General features: G+C 67.1%; 10 protein-coding genes and 1 pseudogene. 8 read left to right on the forward strand and 3 right to left on the reverse strand.

Going from position 1 to position 16,504, the window contains the following annotated elements:
* The first annotated feature begins 86 nt into the window (after window positions 1–86).
* The 3 genes from J7I98_RS13640 to J7I98_RS13650 all read left to right on the forward strand — a co-directional run bounded on the left by J7I98_RS13640 (window position 87) and on the right by J7I98_RS13650 (window position 3,199).
* Window positions 87–1,169 carry a DUF5937 family protein gene (locus J7I98_RS13640; RefSeq protein WP_214920924.1) on the forward strand — a complete coding sequence of 361 codons (1,083 nt, stop codon included), beginning with the start codon at window positions 87–89 and terminating at the stop codon, window positions 1,167–1,169.
* A 302-nt stretch (window positions 1,170–1,471) separates the two neighbouring features.
* Window positions 1,472–1,762, forward strand: coding sequence for a transposase (locus J7I98_RS13645; protein ID WP_214920925.1), 291 nt, complete (start codon window positions 1,472–1,474; stop codon window positions 1,760–1,762).
* 1,242 nt (window positions 1,763–3,004) lie between these two features.
* Complete coding sequence (locus J7I98_RS13650) at window positions 3,005–3,199, forward strand: hypothetical protein (RefSeq protein ID WP_214920926.1); 195 nt, start codon at window positions 3,005–3,007, stop codon at window positions 3,197–3,199.
* A 20-nt stretch (window positions 3,200–3,219) separates the two neighbouring features.
* Here J7I98_RS13650 and J7I98_RS13655 read toward each other — a convergent pair whose 3' ends face one another.
* The 3 genes from J7I98_RS13655 to J7I98_RS13665 all read right to left on the reverse strand — a co-directional run bounded on the left by J7I98_RS13655 (window position 3,220) and on the right by J7I98_RS13665 (window position 11,146).
* Window positions 3,220–5,022, reverse strand: coding sequence for a hypothetical protein (locus J7I98_RS13655; RefSeq protein WP_214920927.1), 1,803 nt, complete (start codon window positions 5,020–5,022; stop codon window positions 3,220–3,222).
* Between the two features lie 1,262 nt (window positions 5,023–6,284).
* Entirely contained in the window at window positions 6,285–6,863 is a 579-nt protein-coding gene (locus J7I98_RS13660) for a hypothetical protein (RefSeq protein WP_214920928.1), read from the reverse strand.
* Complete coding sequence (locus J7I98_RS13665; RefSeq protein WP_214920929.1) at window positions 6,860–11,146, reverse strand: SNF2-related protein; 4,287 nt, start codon at window positions 11,144–11,146, stop codon at window positions 6,860–6,862. Before J7I98_RS13665 ends, J7I98_RS13660 begins: the two co-directional genes overlap by 4 nt.
* 121 nt (window positions 11,147–11,267) lie before the next feature.
* Here J7I98_RS13665 and J7I98_RS13670 point away from each other — a divergent pair, with 121 nt between their 5' ends.
* The 5 genes and pseudogenes from J7I98_RS13670 to J7I98_RS42560 all read left to right on the forward strand — a co-directional run bounded on the left by J7I98_RS13670 (window position 11,268) and on the right by J7I98_RS42560 (window position 16,502).
* Window positions 11,268–12,056, forward strand: a complete 789-nt coding sequence (locus J7I98_RS13670) for a hypothetical protein (protein ID WP_214920930.1) — start codon at window positions 11,268–11,270, stop codon at window positions 12,054–12,056.
* A gap of 356 nt (window positions 12,057–12,412) precedes the next feature.
* Window positions 12,413–12,946: pseudogene (locus tag J7I98_RS13675) on the forward strand (IS5 family transposase); the annotation flags it as partial.
* 633 nt (window positions 12,947–13,579) lie between these two features.
* Entirely contained in the window at window positions 13,580–13,987 is a 408-nt protein-coding gene (locus J7I98_RS13680; RefSeq protein ID WP_214920931.1) for a hypothetical protein, read from the forward strand.
* Between the two features lie 281 nt (window positions 13,988–14,268).
* Entirely contained in the window at window positions 14,269–16,380 is a 2,112-nt protein-coding gene (locus tag J7I98_RS13685) for a tetratricopeptide repeat protein (RefSeq protein WP_214920932.1), read from the forward strand.
* Complete coding sequence (locus J7I98_RS42560) at window positions 16,377–16,502, forward strand: DUF397 domain-containing protein (RefSeq protein WP_308377743.1); 126 nt, start codon at window positions 16,377–16,379, stop codon at window positions 16,500–16,502. Before J7I98_RS13685 ends, J7I98_RS42560 begins: the two co-directional genes overlap by 4 nt.
* The last annotated feature ends 2 nt before the right edge of the window (window positions 16,503–16,504 follow it).

Raw genomic sequence — 16,504 nt, forward strand, 5'->3', positions numbered from 1 at the left:
GCTCGCGTCTCGCAGCCCATGCTTGACGATCATCGTCAAGTGGTGCGCAGGCGCCGGCACGAAGAACAAGGACGGAAGGAGCAAAAGTGAGCGTAACCATCGACATCACGGGCCTTCGCCGGGAACAGATCCTGTTCGCACCCTCACCCCTGTCCGAACTTGCCGAAATGCTGCACGTCATGTCCGCGCCGGCCCACCACCCCGGCCTGCACGGCTGGGCGGTCGCAACCGCTTCGTCGCTCCCGTCCGGCCTCGCGGACAGGATCGACGAAGCCAGCTTCCTCTGGCACGCGACGCGCGCCGACATCCTGCTGCCCGCGCAGCCCCAGACCACCCTGACCGGGGAACTCGATGCCCTGGACCGGTTGGACGACGAACTGTTCGTCGCGGCGGCGCTGGAGATCTCCTGCATGGCGCAGTACTACCGCGGGGTGCCCGAGCCGCTGACGAGCGAACGGGACCGCAGGCAGGCACTGGAGCGAGCCACCGCACGCGGCCCCCGCGAAGCCGCCTTCGCCGAGCGCCTGCTCAGGGACCCGCACAGCACACGCAACTGGCTCCGACGCCTGCTCGAGGACTGTGAGCAAAAGTTCTTCGCCGAGGTCTGGCAGAACACGCAGACGGGCCTGTACAGCGACACCCGTCACAAGGCCGAATTGCTCAAGCACAAGGGAATCGGCCCCGCCCTCACGTCCATGTCCTCCGCGTTCGAGCTAGACGAGGCGAACAGCCGCCTCGTCGCCGACAAACTGGCGGACACCGCGGGAGCGACCAAGGACTTGGGTCTGACCTGCATCCCCACCGCCTTCGGCTGGCCCCACCTCGTTGTCAAACTGGCCCCGGGCTGGAGACCTGTCATCCAGTACCCGATCAGCGGGCCGAACCTGCCTCAGCCCATGGCGGTGAAACTGGTCCAGCTACGCCTCGAGGCCCTGGCGCACCCCGTGCGCATGCGGCTCTGCCGGGCCCTCGCCCGCGGCCCGCACACCGTAGGGGAACTCGCGGGTGCCTACGGACTGACCTCTCCCGAAGTCTCCCGGCACCTCTCCCGTCTCAAAAAGGCCAGCCTGCTCACCACACAGCGTCGAGGTCGCTACGTCCTGCACCATCTGGATCTGACGGCGGTGGCGCGTCTCGGAAACGACTTCCTGGACACTCTTCTACGCTGAGGCCCTCCGCGAGGAGGCGGACGTCGGCGGATGTCAATCCCCCCGTTTCGTGGAGGCTTTCCTATGCAGCCGGCTCCTCGGTGAGGCCGACTCGGTAGTCGTGTTCGTAGTCGATTGGGCTCTTCCAGCTGCAGTGACACAGCGCGTCGTAGAAGGAGTCGGCGGCGGCGATCGCCAGCTCGGCGACCTGTTCGGTGGCCGACCCCGGCTCCGGTCAGGGGCGTTGACGCGGCTGATGTTTGCCCCGGTTTGTGGACATCTCTTGAGGATCGGATCGTGGGGTCCGAGATGGAGGTGTCGCAATGGCTGCACAGCGGTATTCGGAGGAGTTCAAGCGGGATGCGGTCGCTCTGGTGGAGTCCAGTGGCCGGTCGATCAACTCGGTGGCCAGGGATCTGGGGGTCAATACCGAGTCGCTGCGGAAGTGGGTGCGTGCGGCCGAGGCCGGTGCCCGGGGTGCGGGCGGTGAGCCGGTGACGCCGGCCGAGCGTGAAGAGCTGAAGCGGCTGCGCAAACAGGTCCGTGAGCTGGAGCTGGAGAAGGAGATCCTGAAGAAGGCGGCCCAGTATTTTGCGAAGGATATGAGTCGATGACCAGCCGCTGGCGGTTCATCTCCGCCCACCATGTGGAGGACGGCATACAGCGGCTGTGCAGAATCTTCGGCGTCTCCCGGTCGGGTTTCTACCGGTGGCGGCACGCGGAGCCGGCCCGCAGTCCGGTGGCTACCCGAACATGCCCGCGATCCGCTCCGGCGCGTTCCACAACGCCGACCGCCGACACCACTCCGCGAGACGCCATCGACATGACGCCCTCCGGTAGCTGCTGGACGGTCATTTCTCCAGCGACCCGGCTCCATCAGCGACCACAGACTGATCACGGGATTGTCCGGATGGCACAACCATGCGGCCCAAAGACATCTGCGGCCACAAGACGGGCTGCGGGCCCATCTGCACGGTCGCTGCACGCTTGGCCACCAAATGGCCACCACGTCACCTCGAGCGGACGGCCACAAAAGGCAAAAGGCCAGCTCACAGCCCTTCAAGCTGAAACAGTCACAGCCCGCCAACCTCAGACCTACGCATTTCCATGCGTAGGCCACGAGTGTCCGATTGGCCCGAATTCCAAGGTCAACGAAGCAAAGTCTAACCTGGGGTACACCATGGAGCCGCCTTCGGGATTCGAACCCGAGACCTACGCATTACGGGACCGTGAGCGTTCGTGCTGCGTGGTGCCTGGTCGTGCCGCCGGGTGACGTTTCACCTGATCAGAGTACGTGCGGCTGGTTGGCCTGTGCTCCCTCGTATTGCGTCGTCCAAAGGCGTCCGGCCACCGGCTGGCCACCGGAGGGGGCACCGATGACGAATGGAGGAGGTGCAGTGCGGGTTGTAGGTCTTGCACAGTGCCTCCTGCGGCCGATCCCGTTTACCGCGGAACCACACCCAAGAACGCTCAGCCGTACAGACCTCCCTCGCTGGGAAGTGGTCACCGGAGGCTGACTCGCTCCCGACGCCGCCCGCGGACACGCACACCTAACCCGCGCCGCCGGCGACTTCCCCACGGCACTCACCACCGCCCACACCCTCGGCTGGTCCGCCCGCGGATCCCGGGGCCTGGGCCATCCACTCAACTCTTCTCGGCCAAGCTGCCAACGGCCCGTCCGTGACTCGCGAACATTCGCCATCGGATACCTCGTTCTATCCGCTGCGACAGAAAGGGACATGACGGGCTGTTCCTACGGCACGTCCCACAGGAGGGGAAACAGTCCGTGTCCTCCTTCTTCACCGACGGAGCCGCAACCAGCTCCGTCCAACGCCGATGATCTGACCGCGGCGCACATGAACGCGGGTGTCGAAGACACCGCGACCGGTCGGCGCGGAACCCTGGGGGCGATCGCCCCCGACACCGACCATCGTCGCCTGACGGCATCGCCGATGCCCCGTAACGGCGGCGTGGAGTGGACCACCGCCCCGGGCGCTCTCACCAGCCCCGCCCCGATCACACCGGGCACCGCCGTTCTCGACCGGAACTGAGGCGCGTCTGAGCGAAGGCTCTATTTCGGCAATGTGTCGGTCGGAGAGGGGGTGTCCTGATCTATCTTGCTCTTCACCAGGAAGTGGGACATCAGCTCCTGAAGGAACACGCCGCTCGTGCGCGGCTCGTCGGTGAAGCTGAGCGGGTGGATCAGCAGCGGTGCGGCGCCGAACGCGGCCATGGCCGCATGATGCGCACCGATAAGGGGTTCGAGGTTCTCGTACAGGACCTTCAGATGGGTCGCTCCGCGGGCCAGAACCCAGTCGTCTACCTGCGGATCGGGCAACGTGCTCGCTTGCTTCTCGACCACGTTGAGAAGGCGCGGAACCTCCTGCGGGTTCCATGACTGCTGGTTGTCGGCCAGCCAGGCGAGATCAACGGGGGCTTCCAATTGCGGACCTGGGGCACTGCCCGGGTCGGCAGCACCGCCTTCGTCGTACTCCGGAATAGGCGCGGGAAGAGAGGCACACAGTGACGGAAGAACCGCCTCGAAGGGGTTCACGTCGAGCACATTGAAGAACAGCACGCGCGTCATCGCGGCCGCCCCGTAGCGCTGGTTCTCACTGAACGGCTTGATCAACCAGTCAGGCTGGTCGACTGCCTGCTTCGCGAGTGATTCCAGCTGGTTCACCGCGTGGGTGGTCATGTTCGCCCGTGGCGCTCGCGGGTTCTTCTGCGCAGCCTCAGCGGCGGCACGCGTCGCCCGCCACGCCAGGTTGTAGATCTCACCGAGAGGCCGGTGCGCTGAGACTTTTCCGACCGCGTCGACCAGACGGGCGGTGTGGTTGGCCGGTACGTCCGGCAGGTTGAGTTCGTCAAGGCGATTGGTGAAGTAGCGGAGCGCCTCGCCGGCGATGAGCTCCTGCGCGAGCGCGAGAAGGTCTTCCTGGCGGGCCGCCTTCATGCCGGACGGTCGGAGTTCTTCAACAAGGTGATCGTCCAGGGCCTGGACCGCAGTTCCGGCGCTCGATCCCCAGGGGGCAAACAGGCTGGCTGCGAGCGGGTAGAACTGGTCGGTGAGCTCCGGTGACGCCACGGCGTCCAGGTCACCGCCCGCCTGCTCCAGGGCGTCCTCGTAGGACTGGGGTTCCCAGACGAATGCGTCAGGCGGGCTGTCGGGATGAATGGCCAAAAGGCCCGACTGGATCGTGGAGGCGACGATCGTGGAGGCCTTGTCCGTCTCGGGCCACAGCGGTGTAACCCAGTCCCGAACCCGGAAAATCGGTGAGGTCGTCGGCGCGAACCGCAGCAGCGCCAGCGTCGCCACCATCTCCTTCACGCCGGCACTCGGGAACGCGTCGTCGCGGGGGAAAGAGGCCGGGTGGTCAGCCGCGATCGCTTCCTTCTGCTCAGCAATCCAACATGCTCGCGCCTCCTGCGAGGCCTGCTGGGCCAATTCCCGCGCCCGGGCCTGTTCGCGCTTCGCCTTCCGGGCCGGGTCGATGACGGACTGGATTGCCTCCAGCAGGGACGGCGTGCAGTCCACGCACACCGTCTCCTCGTCATCGAGGACCTGCTGGAACGCCGTGCGGGAGGTGAGACTCAGCGCACCGCCGCACTGGGGGCACTCCCGCTCCGGAACCACAGCGCGCACGCCGGCGGCCGCAACCGCGTAGAGCTGTCTCCCCCAGCCCGCAACGCTGATCGCTTTAGTTTTCTCGCACCAGACCGGCGTTCCCAGCTCGGGAGCGAAACCGGCCAGCGCCCAGTACCGCTCCCCCAAGGCCACAAGCTCAGGATCGGCACCAGCTACTGGCACAACGGACGGGACAAGCCGGGCCAGACCGGCAACCAAAGGTGAAGATTCGGAACTCTGCGTCACTAGATCACCCTATCGGCCCTGCACCGCCCCGGCGAAAGTGGATCAGACGGCGTCGCGGCCGTGGCCCTGGACCCGTTTCCCAGCTCGGGAGATGCCTTCGACCGGGTTCGCGCATCCCCGCTTTCTGGCCCAGCCCACACCCGCCGCGGTCGTGGCCGCCGGTATGGACTGCACAAGACCCCGAGCTGGGAGCCGTCCCAAGAAGTCGGACGTCCCCACGGCCAGGGATGCACGCGGTGGTGACCCACGGGGATCAGTCGGGTCGGCGCCGCGGCGCGTGTGCTTCGGTGGATTGCTTCCCGGTCGATGTCTGGCACAGGTCACCGGCCGCGGCCCCGCACGATTGGCAGGGAATTGCTGCGAGGCGTGTGTGGTCGAGAAGCTGGTAGCGAGGGCTGTGGACCTTCCCGGCCGGCATCCCTGTGCCCGGGCGGGTACAGGCCGATCCGGGTCCGGCCGCACAGTATGAGCAGGGCAGCTGTTCTGCGGCCCTGGTGCGTTCCGCGAAGCGCCTCTCGCACTCAGCCTCTTCAGCTTCCTGACGTCGCCGAAGGTCGGCTCTGTGAGCTCTCTCTTCCTCGAGAATTCGCTCGTACGTGTTGGGATGGGTGCGACAGGGCCCCCTCATGGCGAGGTTCCACCGGCACAGCGTGTTGCCGGCTGTACGTGCTCCACATCGGTTCGTTTCATTGCCGGGACCGTGATGCGGGCACGGCTCAAAACGCGTGTCGACTCTGCACGGCCTGCCCGTAGTTACCCCGATGGCGCGGCAGCGGCCGGGCTGGATGGCGGCTTCACCCTCCTGTGCCATCTGCTCTGCAATGTCGGGCCAGTCATCGGAGTCGATCTGGCTGCGCCACCACTCCGCGGTGCCCTGCAGCGAAACCCATCCTGCGTTGTCCACCTTGAACCGTGGCGCGGGCAGTGCCCTGGCCACCTTTGCCGTGTCGTCTGCTTCGTCCACGGAACAGGAACATAGCGAAACCAGTACTCGACGTGGTCCGAGCAGCCTGTTCATGCTTCACAGCGGGTTGACGAGCTTGTCGATTCCTGCTGCGGAGCACTGTGCGGTGGTACCGCTTGCAGGCCCGCCGGCGGTCGCCGGTGCGCTTGCGGACGCAGATGTTCAGGATCCGATGGGGTGGCTGGTGATGGCTTCGCGGGGCGTCGGCCCGGAAAAGGGGCAAAGTGCGTCGAGCCGCTCGCCAGACGCGGTTTGTTCCTGCGATGGAACGCGGTGGCGGGTGCGCCGGTCTGTCGTCTCAACCACGGCGGCTCCGCAGTGCCTGCCGGGCGGCTGTGTAGGCCTCGGTGGGGGACGGTGTGGCGCGCCGGGCGAGGACCCAGTCGTCCTGCAGGACGGTAAAGGGGTAGCAGAGCGAGTCTGGTCCGAGGCGGATCTGTACGCCGGCTTCCGCGTCCGTGATGCGGTTCCGGAGGATTTTCAGGGGCGCGGCCGTGGCCGGCCGCACGCGCTGGATGGCCTGGACGGTGTGGTCGATCAGGCTGGGCTGGGGGGTGTTCAGGTAGAGCGCGACGTTGACGGCGGTGGCACCACCGATGGTGAAGGCCGTGCGGAGCCGGCGCAGCTGGGCGGGGCGCAGTCCGGCACGGGTGGCAGCCGTTTCCGCTTCCGTGGTGGGTCTGCCGTGAAGGAGCCTGACGAGGTCGATGAGGGGGTCTGCGTCGAGAGGCTTCCCACCGAGGAGGGCCTGGGCCCGGTCGGCGGCATCGCGTGCGGTCTCCAGGATCCGGTCGAGGTACGGGGCGCTGGTCGGTGTCGGAGGCAGGTCGTGCTCCCACAGCGGTTGGGCGAGGGGGAGCTGAGCGTTGTGGTTCATGGGCGTGCCGTCAGGGAGCAGAGCTGGATGAGTTCGCTGGCGTCGAGTTCGGTGGGGTCGAACTCTCCCTCGGGTAGCAAGGCTGCGGCCATGTCTCGTTTCCTTCTCAGGATCGCGGTGATGCGCTCTTCGATGCTGTTGGCCGTCACCAGGTAGTGGATGGTCACGTCGCGCTTCTGGCCGATGCGGTGGACACGGTCGTTGGCCTGCTGTTCGGCGGCGGGGTTCCAGAGGCGGTTGTAGTGGATGACGTGATTGGCGTGGGTGAGGTCGAGCCCGACGCCACCGCTTTGCGGGGTGAGGATGAGGACGCCGCCTGTCGTGGCCTTGAACGCGTCCAGGACGGTGGTGCGCTGCTGAGGACTGAGGCTGCCGTCGAAGATCAGCGGGTGGAACCCCCTGGCGGTGAGGTAGGCGTCGAGCAGCTTGTCGGCGACGGCGTAGGTGGTGAACACCAGGGAGGATTCACCGTGCTCCCGTGCCGTGTGCAGGAGGTCGTGCAGCGCCTCCAGCTTGGGGGCCCGGCGGGCGGCTTCCGCAGGATCGGCGAGAACGGAGTCGAGAGGCTCGTCAAGGTAATGGGCAGGGCTGATGCAGACTTTGCGCATGCCGTTGATGAGTCGCAGGACTGAGACGCCGCGCCGGGCCCGGGACGGATTATCCCGCAGCTGACGGAGGCTGTCGCGGAACATAGCTTCGTACAGCCCGATCTGTTCGGGCGACAGCGCGACCAGGTGGGTGGTCTCGGTCTTCTTCGGAAGGGTGAGGCCGAGTATTGGGTCGGTCTTCAGACGTCGCTGCATGAACGGCCTGATGAGCCGTTGGAAGCGGTCGACGGCGTGCTGGTTTCCGTGCGTCTCGGCCGACCCGGCGAGCGGGCGGGTGTAGAGGGCGTTGAACTGTGCCCGTGAGCTGAAAAGTTCGGGGTTCGCCCAGTCCAGGATGGCCCAGAGCTCGCCCGGATCGTTCTCGACCGGGGTGCCGGTCAGGGCGACCCGGGCACCGGTGAGGCACCGGGCCCGCTGGGCCGTCTTCGTCATGGGGTTCTTCATGTTCTGCGCCTCATCCGCGATGACCCGGCCCCAGCTGATTTCCCTGAGCTCCTGAAAGTCCTTGATCAGCACGCCGTACGTGGTCACCACGATCGTGCCGTCGGTGAGTCCTGTGAGCGACCGGTCGGAGCCGCGGTAGAGGAGAACGGGCGTGCCCGGTGCATGTTTTGCGATCTCCGCGCACCAGTGGTCGACCACCGACTTCGGGCAGAGCACCAGGGTTGGGCCCGGTTTCTGCTGGGTGTGCTGAAGGTGGAAGGCAAGGGCGGTGACCGTCTTACCGAGGCCCATGTCATCCGCCAGGAGCGCTCCGAACTCCAGCGAGATGAGCTTGTTGAGCCATTGGACGTTCTGCGCCTGGTAGGGGTAGAGGCGGGGCCCGTGGGCAGGTTGCTGTGCCGGTGCAGCCGCCGGGTTGCTGAGTTGCTCGATGAGATAGGCCAGTCCTTCGGTGGGCAGGCAGGCGAAGGTGCGGCCGTTCACGGTGATGGATCCGTGCAGCACCGACAAGATCGCCTCCCGCCGACGCTGCGGGGGCAGGCGGCGGGTGCGGATCAGTTGCTGGAGGTCCTCGCCGATCACGATCCATCGGTTGCGGAGCCGGACGAACGGCATGGCGGTATCGACGAGCGCGTCGAGCTCCTGCTCGGTCAGTGGGGTGCCGTTCAGGGTGAATTGCCATCGCCGGTCGAGGAGTTCACCAATGCCGAGCTGGCCGCCCTCGACAGGCGCCGGAGAACCGAGCCCTACGGCCATGTGGAGGTCGATGGGGTCGCCCCACCCTTCGCTCCGATCCACCCTGATTCCCTCACTCGCAAGACCTTCAGCGGCGGGGCCGAAGAGGGCTGCGGCGTCGGTGGTAGGGAGCAGGACTGCGTCGGGGTGGCGTTGCATGCCCAGCGGGCGCAGGGCGGGAAGACGGCGGGCAGCTCGGCGAAGGGCGCGTCCGACCCTGTGCGCGAGGTCCTGGTCAGGGTCGGGGAAGGGGACGGTGCCATTCCACACGTCACGGGCATCGACGGCGCTGTCCACGTCGTCGGGGGCGGTGAGCAGGCGCAGCGTGGCAAGCAGTTGCGTGGACACGGAGGTTGCCGGGGGCGCGATGGACAGGCTCATCGGTGGTCCGTCGTCGGGAAGCAGCGCGTCCTGGACCACATCGGCCCAGTCCTGTAGGAGCGCGGGGGGCGGTCCGACGTAGCGAACCGGGGCGAGGAAAGGCTGGGGACCTGAGAGGAGGTATCCGCTGGGCGGCGGAACGAACCGGTCGGCAAGGGCACTCAGTCCAGCCCGCAGCACAGGGGCCGGGTCGCTGGGTCCCTGGTGCGTACCGTCCGGCAGTGTCCGCGGCAACGACTCCAGTTCGGCGGCCAGGAGATGTAGCCGCTGTTCCAGGGGGTCGGGCAGCGGGCCGCACATCCACCGGAATTGCCGCCGCGAGGCGGTGTCTCCGTCGCAGCACCCCGGATACACCGCCCCGGCCGCGATGGCCTCCAACCCGAGGCGTGCAGCTTTCGCCCAGAGCTGCGCCGAAGCGCTCCAGGCTGTGGGCTCCGTGCTGAGCATGGCGGGAAGGAGGTCGCCGAGGTCGATGCGCCAGCACAAGGTGGGGACGATTTCGCCGCCTGCCCGGAGAATGTCGCGTCGGACGCAGGCCTCCGGGTCGATCTCCTCCTCGCAAGGAGGCGGGCTGACCAGCAGCCAGCCCGCGCGTGCCGGGTAGGTGAAGCTATCGAACACAACATCGCAGCCGGTGCCCAGGGCCCGCAGCACGTCAGGGAGCGGCGCGACGGGCGGCTGCAGTCTCTGCTGCGCACCGGTGGTGCTGTCGTCGGCGTCGACTGAGTGGTAGTCCGGCCCGTGGTCTTCGGAATCGGGTGCGTGCGGCGTGCGGCGTTCCTGCTTCGGAATGTCGGCAGCAGGTCCCGGTGCGGGTGCGTCAGGACCGCTCGGCCGGCTGCCAGGGATGTGGGCTGAGGGTGCTGCCGGTGCTTGTGCGGGAATCAGCTGGTGATTGAGGTTGAGCAGCATGCTTTCCGCACAGGCCAGCTTGGCCGACTGCTTACTGGGCCCGGCCCCGATGCTCCGCAGGAGGTGACCGGCGAACTCGCAGGAGACGCGGCTGGTGAAACTCGATCCTCCCTTCCCGGGCTGGAAGGTCAGATGCTCGATCTTGTTGTGCTGCTGAAGTTCGTGCAGCAACGTAATCGCATTCCGGTGGGACATGACGCGCCACCGGAAGCCGCCCTCGGTTGTCCGGCCGTCGAAGGGCACGTTGACCAGCTTGGCCAGGAGATACAGCCGGGAGTGCAGAAGAGCTTTGTCCTTACCCTGTGCCTCGCAGCGGGGGCCGAACACTGCGTCGTCCCCTTTCCCGACGACCGACTGTGCCGTGTGACGCCCCTGGTTCTGCGACGGACCGACGTCGCCGCGCGGGCCGGCGATTCCGGCGTCCTTGGCGTAGCGCTGCAGAAGGGACAGCGGCACCCGGTCGGGTTCCAGGGCGGCGGCGGACAGGGCGGCCGTGCGGGCCCGTTCCCATGGCGGCCCCTGTGTGCTGAACAACAGGAACCCGATCAGCGTGGGCGTCAGCAGACCAGTGCGGGCCCGGATCACTGCGTGCTCGGCCAACTCTGTGATGACCGCCTGTGCGGTCTCTGCCTCCAGGCGGACCAGGAACTCGGCCGCGGTCAGTGCGGCATAGGCATTGGTGACCAAGGGAACGGTGCGTGTCTGGCCAGGAGCGGAAGAGGCCGTGGGTTCCGGCGCAGGCACTGGTTCGGCGGCCCCCACGCTGGTCGGCGTCTCCAAGCCGGCGAGAACGAGGAGCAAGCTGGCATGCGCCTGGTGGCTGGCTTCCTTCTTCGTCCGGGCAGTCAGCCGGTGCCCGCAGCTGACCTGTCCGTCGACCTCGAAGCTGGCCTGCACGGAGAAGCCGGTGAGCGCCCCGGGCCGCGGCTGCGACACCTCGATCCGAGGACCGGGAACCCGGCTGACCTGGGCATGCATGTGGAGGATGCTCGGCGCGAAGTCGGGCCGGTTTGCCACACAGTCCCGCGCTGCCTCGCGGGCCGACCGGGCGCCCGGACCGTCGAACGGCGAGAGAAGAAGTACCCGCAGATCAGCAAGGGACAGATGGCCGGAGTCGGCGCGCTGGCGGATCAGGACGGCATCGCCCTCGTCGATCACACCGCAGTGGAGCAACTTGAGGAGCCAGGGCGTCACGGTCGTCATGGGCGCCGTCCATGAACGCAGGATCCGTGGTCTGAGGTACAAGCGGCGCCGGTGGGAGTCGAGCTCACGACCGGCACCTTAGACTACGTTGTGCAACTTGGTGAAAGCGTAGAGTAGTCGAATGAGTTTGGAACAGGCCACCAACACACCAGAGGCCGGAAGCCACCCCCCGAACGGGCAGAGTGCAGCTGCTCCGCCTCGCCGCAGAACGGTGTACTGCAAGACCAGGACCTTCTCCTGTCCGACTTGCGGAGCGCACGCGTTCGGCAAGGCCGGCCCCCCGGGCTGGTATCTCCTGAATCGCGCCACCACCGACGGAACCGAGGCAATCAGCATCGGCGCCTACTGCACCCTCCCCTGCCTCGTCCGCAGCCAGCGCCGCCACGAAGAAGTAGCAGCGGCCAACGGGCCACGCCTCGGCTTTCCCGAGGACGACCTCGAACTCCGACGGGAACAACTGGAAACGGTCATGTCCCTGATGCACCGGGGGATGACCGTCCGGCAAGCCGGTGACCAGGCCGGCATCAGCACCAAAACGGTCCGGAACTGGCTACAGGCCGCAGGTATCGCCCTCACTGACGGCCGCCTCACCGGCATCAACCCCTCGATGCCCCCCAAGCAGCGTCCGGCCCCAGCCGCGGAGTTCCGCGCCGCGCACTCCAGCACCTCCGCCGTGGGAGGAGTCAACGAACTCGCACAGATCTACGTCCTGCTCGACCTCGACTGGGACACAACGTCGTCCGGCCCCCCGCACAACCCCACATTCACCACCGTCGTGTCCGCGACCCGCGCCGACACATCGACCCGCCTCGATGCCACAGGCACCGACCGCCGAAAGGCAAGAGCCAAGGAGCTCGCCGCACAGGAACTCCTGAACCAGCTGAAGGCCTCCCCTGGCAGCTCCAGTTAGGGACACCCGTCCGGCCGCCCAAGTGGCCCGCCCCGGCGGTCTGGAACCGGAGGTGTGGGGCACCGACACCTCCTGCAATCCAGCCTCTGCTGGGCCGACAGAAGCCTCCCACCAGGCGATCCTGGGCCCACGATGCACTGACCGCTCCAGCTCCCGAATCCGGTTGCCGGTGGCCCGAAGTCCTCCTTCTCCAGGGCCTGCGCGAGCCGTGGCAGTCGCTCAGGGAACTCGCCTCAGCGCCGCGTGACGGCTCGCTGGTTGCGAGGTCAGTCCGTTGTCGCCGACTGGAGCGATCCGCTTGTTGTACCGCGCCGAGATATGGCGTGTTGTTCCGGCGGGTGGTGCCACCCACGGTGGTGAGACGTCCGCAGGGCGGAGGCCGGCGTCGGGCTGGCGACCGTGAAGTTCTGGCCGCGGTCATCTTCGTGGCCACCTCGGGTTGTACGTCGAGGCAGCCCCCACCGGTGTTCGGGCCGGCCTGGCAGACGGCCTACCGGCGGTTCGCCCAGTGGAGCGCGGACCGGGCCTGGGCCCAACTCCACCGCGTGGGCCTGGACGAGCTCGGAGCCCGGATCGAGCTGGACTGGTCGCGGTGCGCGATCGACTCCGTCAGTGTCCGGGCGGTAACGGGGCTCCTGACAGGACCGTATCCGACCGACCGTGGCAAGTTGGGGTCGAAAATCCATCTGGTCACCGACCGGAACGGACTGCCGCTGTCGCTGGGTATCTCCGGCGCCAACATGCACGACAGCCAGCGCTCATCCGTGGAATCCCGCCCATCCGTTCCCGCCGTGGGCCGCGCCGCAGGCGGCCCGCGAAGCTGCATGTGGACAAAAGGCTACGACTACGACCACCTGCGGCGATGGCTCGGTGGACGCGGCATACGCCACCGCATCGCCCGGAGAGGCGTCGAGTCCTCGCAGCGGCTCGGCCGCCACCGCTGGGTCGTGCTGGGTCGTGGAACGAACGGTGTCGTGGCTGGCGGGCTGCCGACGCCTTGGGCTTCGCCCCGCTACGTAGACATCTACGACCTATGCACCCAAATGTCAGACTATGTCTTCGGCGGGCGACCCCAGGTGCCCGGTCTGGTCCTGGCAATGAGCTGCGCGAGCGCGTGGATGGAGTCCGCCCTCGCCGCCCCGGACGGCGGCCGGCCACCAAGAAAGCTGAACCGCCAAGGCGTGATAGGCCGAGGAAGTGCACGAGGACGTGAAAGCCCTGGCGGCCCCCCTCGCCGGGCTCGGAATCGCCACGCAAGGCCGCTGTCCCTGGCGGATGGCGGACAACCACATCGACTCGATGGTCCACCTTCCCCCGGGGACGCTGGCCCGGCACGAAGGCATCCGAGATGTCCGAGCCACCGCTCCAGGTAGGTCTGTTCGCTCGGTTCCGCCTGGCAGGTTTCGGCCAAGATTGGCCTCTGGCTCAGTGCCATGCCCGCAATCCTGAGACCCTCGGCAGTATCGGCCCTTACTATCGCCGCAGCGATCTGTGAGTCGGCTCGTGGACGAGGGGGAGAGTATATGGACGTCTTCGAGACCGGTGGCGCCACATTGGTGGCGCTGTTGGCCACGGACGCGTGGGTGCAGGCACGTGCGGGAGTTGTCGCACTCTGGCGCCAGTTCCGACCCGTGCAGGCCGATGAGGTCACCCTGGCCCTGGACGAGACGCGCGAGGAAGTCCTCGCGGCCCGGGAGTGCGGTGACACGCAGGGGGAGGCGGTCCTGGTGCGTGACTGGGAGCGTCGGCTGCGGCGCATCTTGGGGGAAGATCCGGCTGTCGCCGAGCATTTGCGGCGACTGCTTGTAGAGGTAGACGGGTCTCTCCCAGAAGCCGAACGGCCCACGCTGGGACCGGTCTTCCATACACGGGTCTCCGGTCACGGCCGCTCTTACACCGCAGGGCGTGACCAGCACATCACCGAGCGATGAGGCGGCAGCCACAAGAGCCTTTCGGTCAAGCAGAGTTCAGGGCCGAGGTAGATGGCCACGGGCGTGTCTACCAAGCGCGTGGGGATCAGTACATTACGGCGTATCACGTCGGGCACTCCCAGCGCCTGACAGCGAGGGCGGAGCTGGACGTGCCGAGTCCGGAGTCTGTCCGAGTCCCGTTGGCTTCCCCATTGGGCTCTCCCCTTCGAGATCGCCGCGAATTGCAATCGGCGCTTCTCCGCGACATCCATGAGCCTGGAACAGCGAGCAACGGTCTGCACGTGGTCTGGGGCATGGCGGGGTGCGGCAAGACAGCGGTTGTCCAGACCGTGTTTGCCGAGGCCGTGCGGGACGGGAGCGTTGTCGGACTGTGGGTGAATGCATCCGGCTTGTCCTCCTTCCGCTCCGGGATGCTGGCGGTGGCGCACGATCGCGGTGCCTCGCAGGACGAAGTGGATGCTGCTCGGACCGGCCGGCGTCCAGCAGCGGACTTCGTCTGGGACTACCTCAACCGTTCATCCCAGCCGTGGCTCTTGGTCCTCGACAACGCAGACGACCCAGAGGTGTTCCGAGACGGCCTCTGGTTGCGCACCAGCCCGCGCGGCATCGTCCTGGTCACCAGTCGGCACGGAAGCGCCCCCGTCTGGCGGGCGGCTGCCAAGCATCCCCTGGACGTGCTGAAGATCGACGATGCCGTGGATGTACTGCGCGATCTGACCGTCAATGCCGAGGAGCAGGCGAAACTGGAACTACTGGCCAGCCGCCTGGGGTGCCATCCTCTTGCCCTGTCGCTGGCCGGCGCCTATCTCGGCCGTCAACTGCTGGAGTCGGTCACCGTGGACGAGTACCTCAAGCGCCTCGACGTCGACCCGTCCTTCATCGACCGCGGAGCCGAGCCAGGCGAACAGGACCTGAGCCGGCTCATCAGCAGCACCTGGCAGCTGTCGCTGGACGCCCTGGCTGAGCGGGGCACACCGGAGGCGACGACACTGCTGCGGCTGATCTCCTGCTACGCCCCGGATCCGCTACCTGCTGGTCTGCTGCTTCCGGCAGGGCTCGATGCCACCGGTCTGTCCGACGCCGATCCTCCGCTGCGCGGTGAGCAGGCCAATCGCGCCCTCGAAGGACTACTCTCCCACGCACTCGTGTCACTTCTCGATGCACCTGTCGGTCCTCAGCACCCCACGGTGCGCAGCGTGCAGGCCCACCCGCTTCTGCTGGAGACCGTGGCCGCGCGCATTCCCGTCGACCAGCGCGGCATCCTGCTGAGCGCCGCGGCCGGGCTCCTGAGGGGATTGCTCGCGACAAACGGCGAGCAGCGCATCGATCCGCACACCCTGCGGCTTTTCACTCCACACGCCATCCACCTTCTGCGCCGCACGACCCGCGAGCGCGTCGAGGTGCAGCAGACGGCGCTGACGATTGTTCGTGATCTCCGTGACCGGGCCTACGATTGCAACGACTTCTTCGCCGCCCAAGTGCTCGCCCTCGAGGCCGTTCGCATGACCAGGAGCGTGGTGTCGGCGGAGGCATTGACCGACCTGCATGAACAGGGGCGCGCACTGTCCGGGCTCGGCCGTTTCGCTGAGGCTGTCGAAGCACACAGTGCTGCGCTGCGGGACCGGCAAGAACTTCTGGGCACCGACCATAGGGGCACTCTGGACAGCGCCTACGCACTGGGTCTCGCCTTGTACGGCCTGGGCCGTTGGGCAGAGGACGAGCAGTGCATGCGACGTGCGACAGAAGGACGCGAGCGGGTCCTGGGCCCCGGCCATCCTGACACCATTGATGCCCGCAGTTGTCTCGCGGAGGCCATCGGCCAGCAGAGGCGATGGCAGGAGGCGAGGGAGTTGGCGACCTCGAATCTGCGTATCAGTCAGGAGGTACTGGGTTCCGGGGATCGTCACACGTTGACTGCCCGGATTGCTCTCGCCTGGGTGCTGGCCGGCATCGGCAGGTGGCAGGAAGCCGAAGCTCATACCCGCGAGACCCTGCTGGGCTGCGCACAGGCTCTGGGAGAGGATCACCCGCGGACGCTCGCGGCCCGCCAGAGGCTCGCCGACGTCTTGTCGCACCTTGAACAGTGGCCGGAGGCAGAAGCTGCCGCCCGATCTGTACGGGCGGTGCGGCAGCGCTCTTTGGGGGAAGAGCATCCCCACACCTTGTCGGTGGAGATTCTCCTGTCACGCATCCTGCGCTGCCGCGGCGCTCTTGTCGAAGCGCGCCACCAAGCAACTCGAGTTCTGGAAGCGTGTGTTCGGGTTCTTGGTGATGCCCACCCTGACACCGGTGCCTGCCGACGAGAGTTGCGGGCGGCCACAGAGGCCTTGGCCAGGGCCTGCGGCGATACCGATGTAGAGCCATCGAACGATCATGAGGACGGCCGATCTTGATTGAGTCCATCGCTCGCGTCTGGCGCAAGAGCAGCTATAGCGGAGCCGACAATGCATGCGTCGAAGTACTCACCCCCCCCCCCCGTTGGTCAGGCCTCCATTCGCGATTCGAAGGACCCTGAAG

It is taken from the genome of Streptomyces sp. ISL-98 (assembly GCF_018614055.1).
In the GTDB taxonomy this organism is placed as follows: domain Bacteria; phylum Actinomycetota; class Actinomycetes; order Streptomycetales; family Streptomycetaceae; genus Streptomyces; species Streptomyces spiramyceticus.

Coding starts and splice junctions, on each gene's coding strand:
- J7I98_RS13645 (WP_214920925.1), top strand. CDS start 1,472: ATGGCTGCACAGCGGTATTCGGAGGAGTTCAAGCGGGATGCGGTCGCT.
- J7I98_RS13650 (WP_214920926.1), top strand. CDS start 3,005: ATGAACGCGGGTGTCGAAGACACCGCGACCGGTCGGCGCGGAACCCTG.
- J7I98_RS13660 (WP_214920928.1), bottom strand. CDS start 6,863: ATGAACCACAACGCTCAGCTCCCCCTCGCCCAACCGCTGTGGGAGCAC.
- J7I98_RS13665 (WP_214920929.1), bottom strand. CDS start 11,146: ATGACGACCGTGACGCCCTGGCTCCTCAAGTTGCTCCACTGCGGTGTG.
- J7I98_RS13670 (WP_214920930.1), top strand. CDS start 11,268: ATGAGTTTGGAACAGGCCACCAACACACCAGAGGCCGGAAGCCACCCC.
- J7I98_RS13680 (WP_214920931.1), top strand. CDS start 13,580: ATGGACGTCTTCGAGACCGGTGGCGCCACATTGGTGGCGCTGTTGGCC.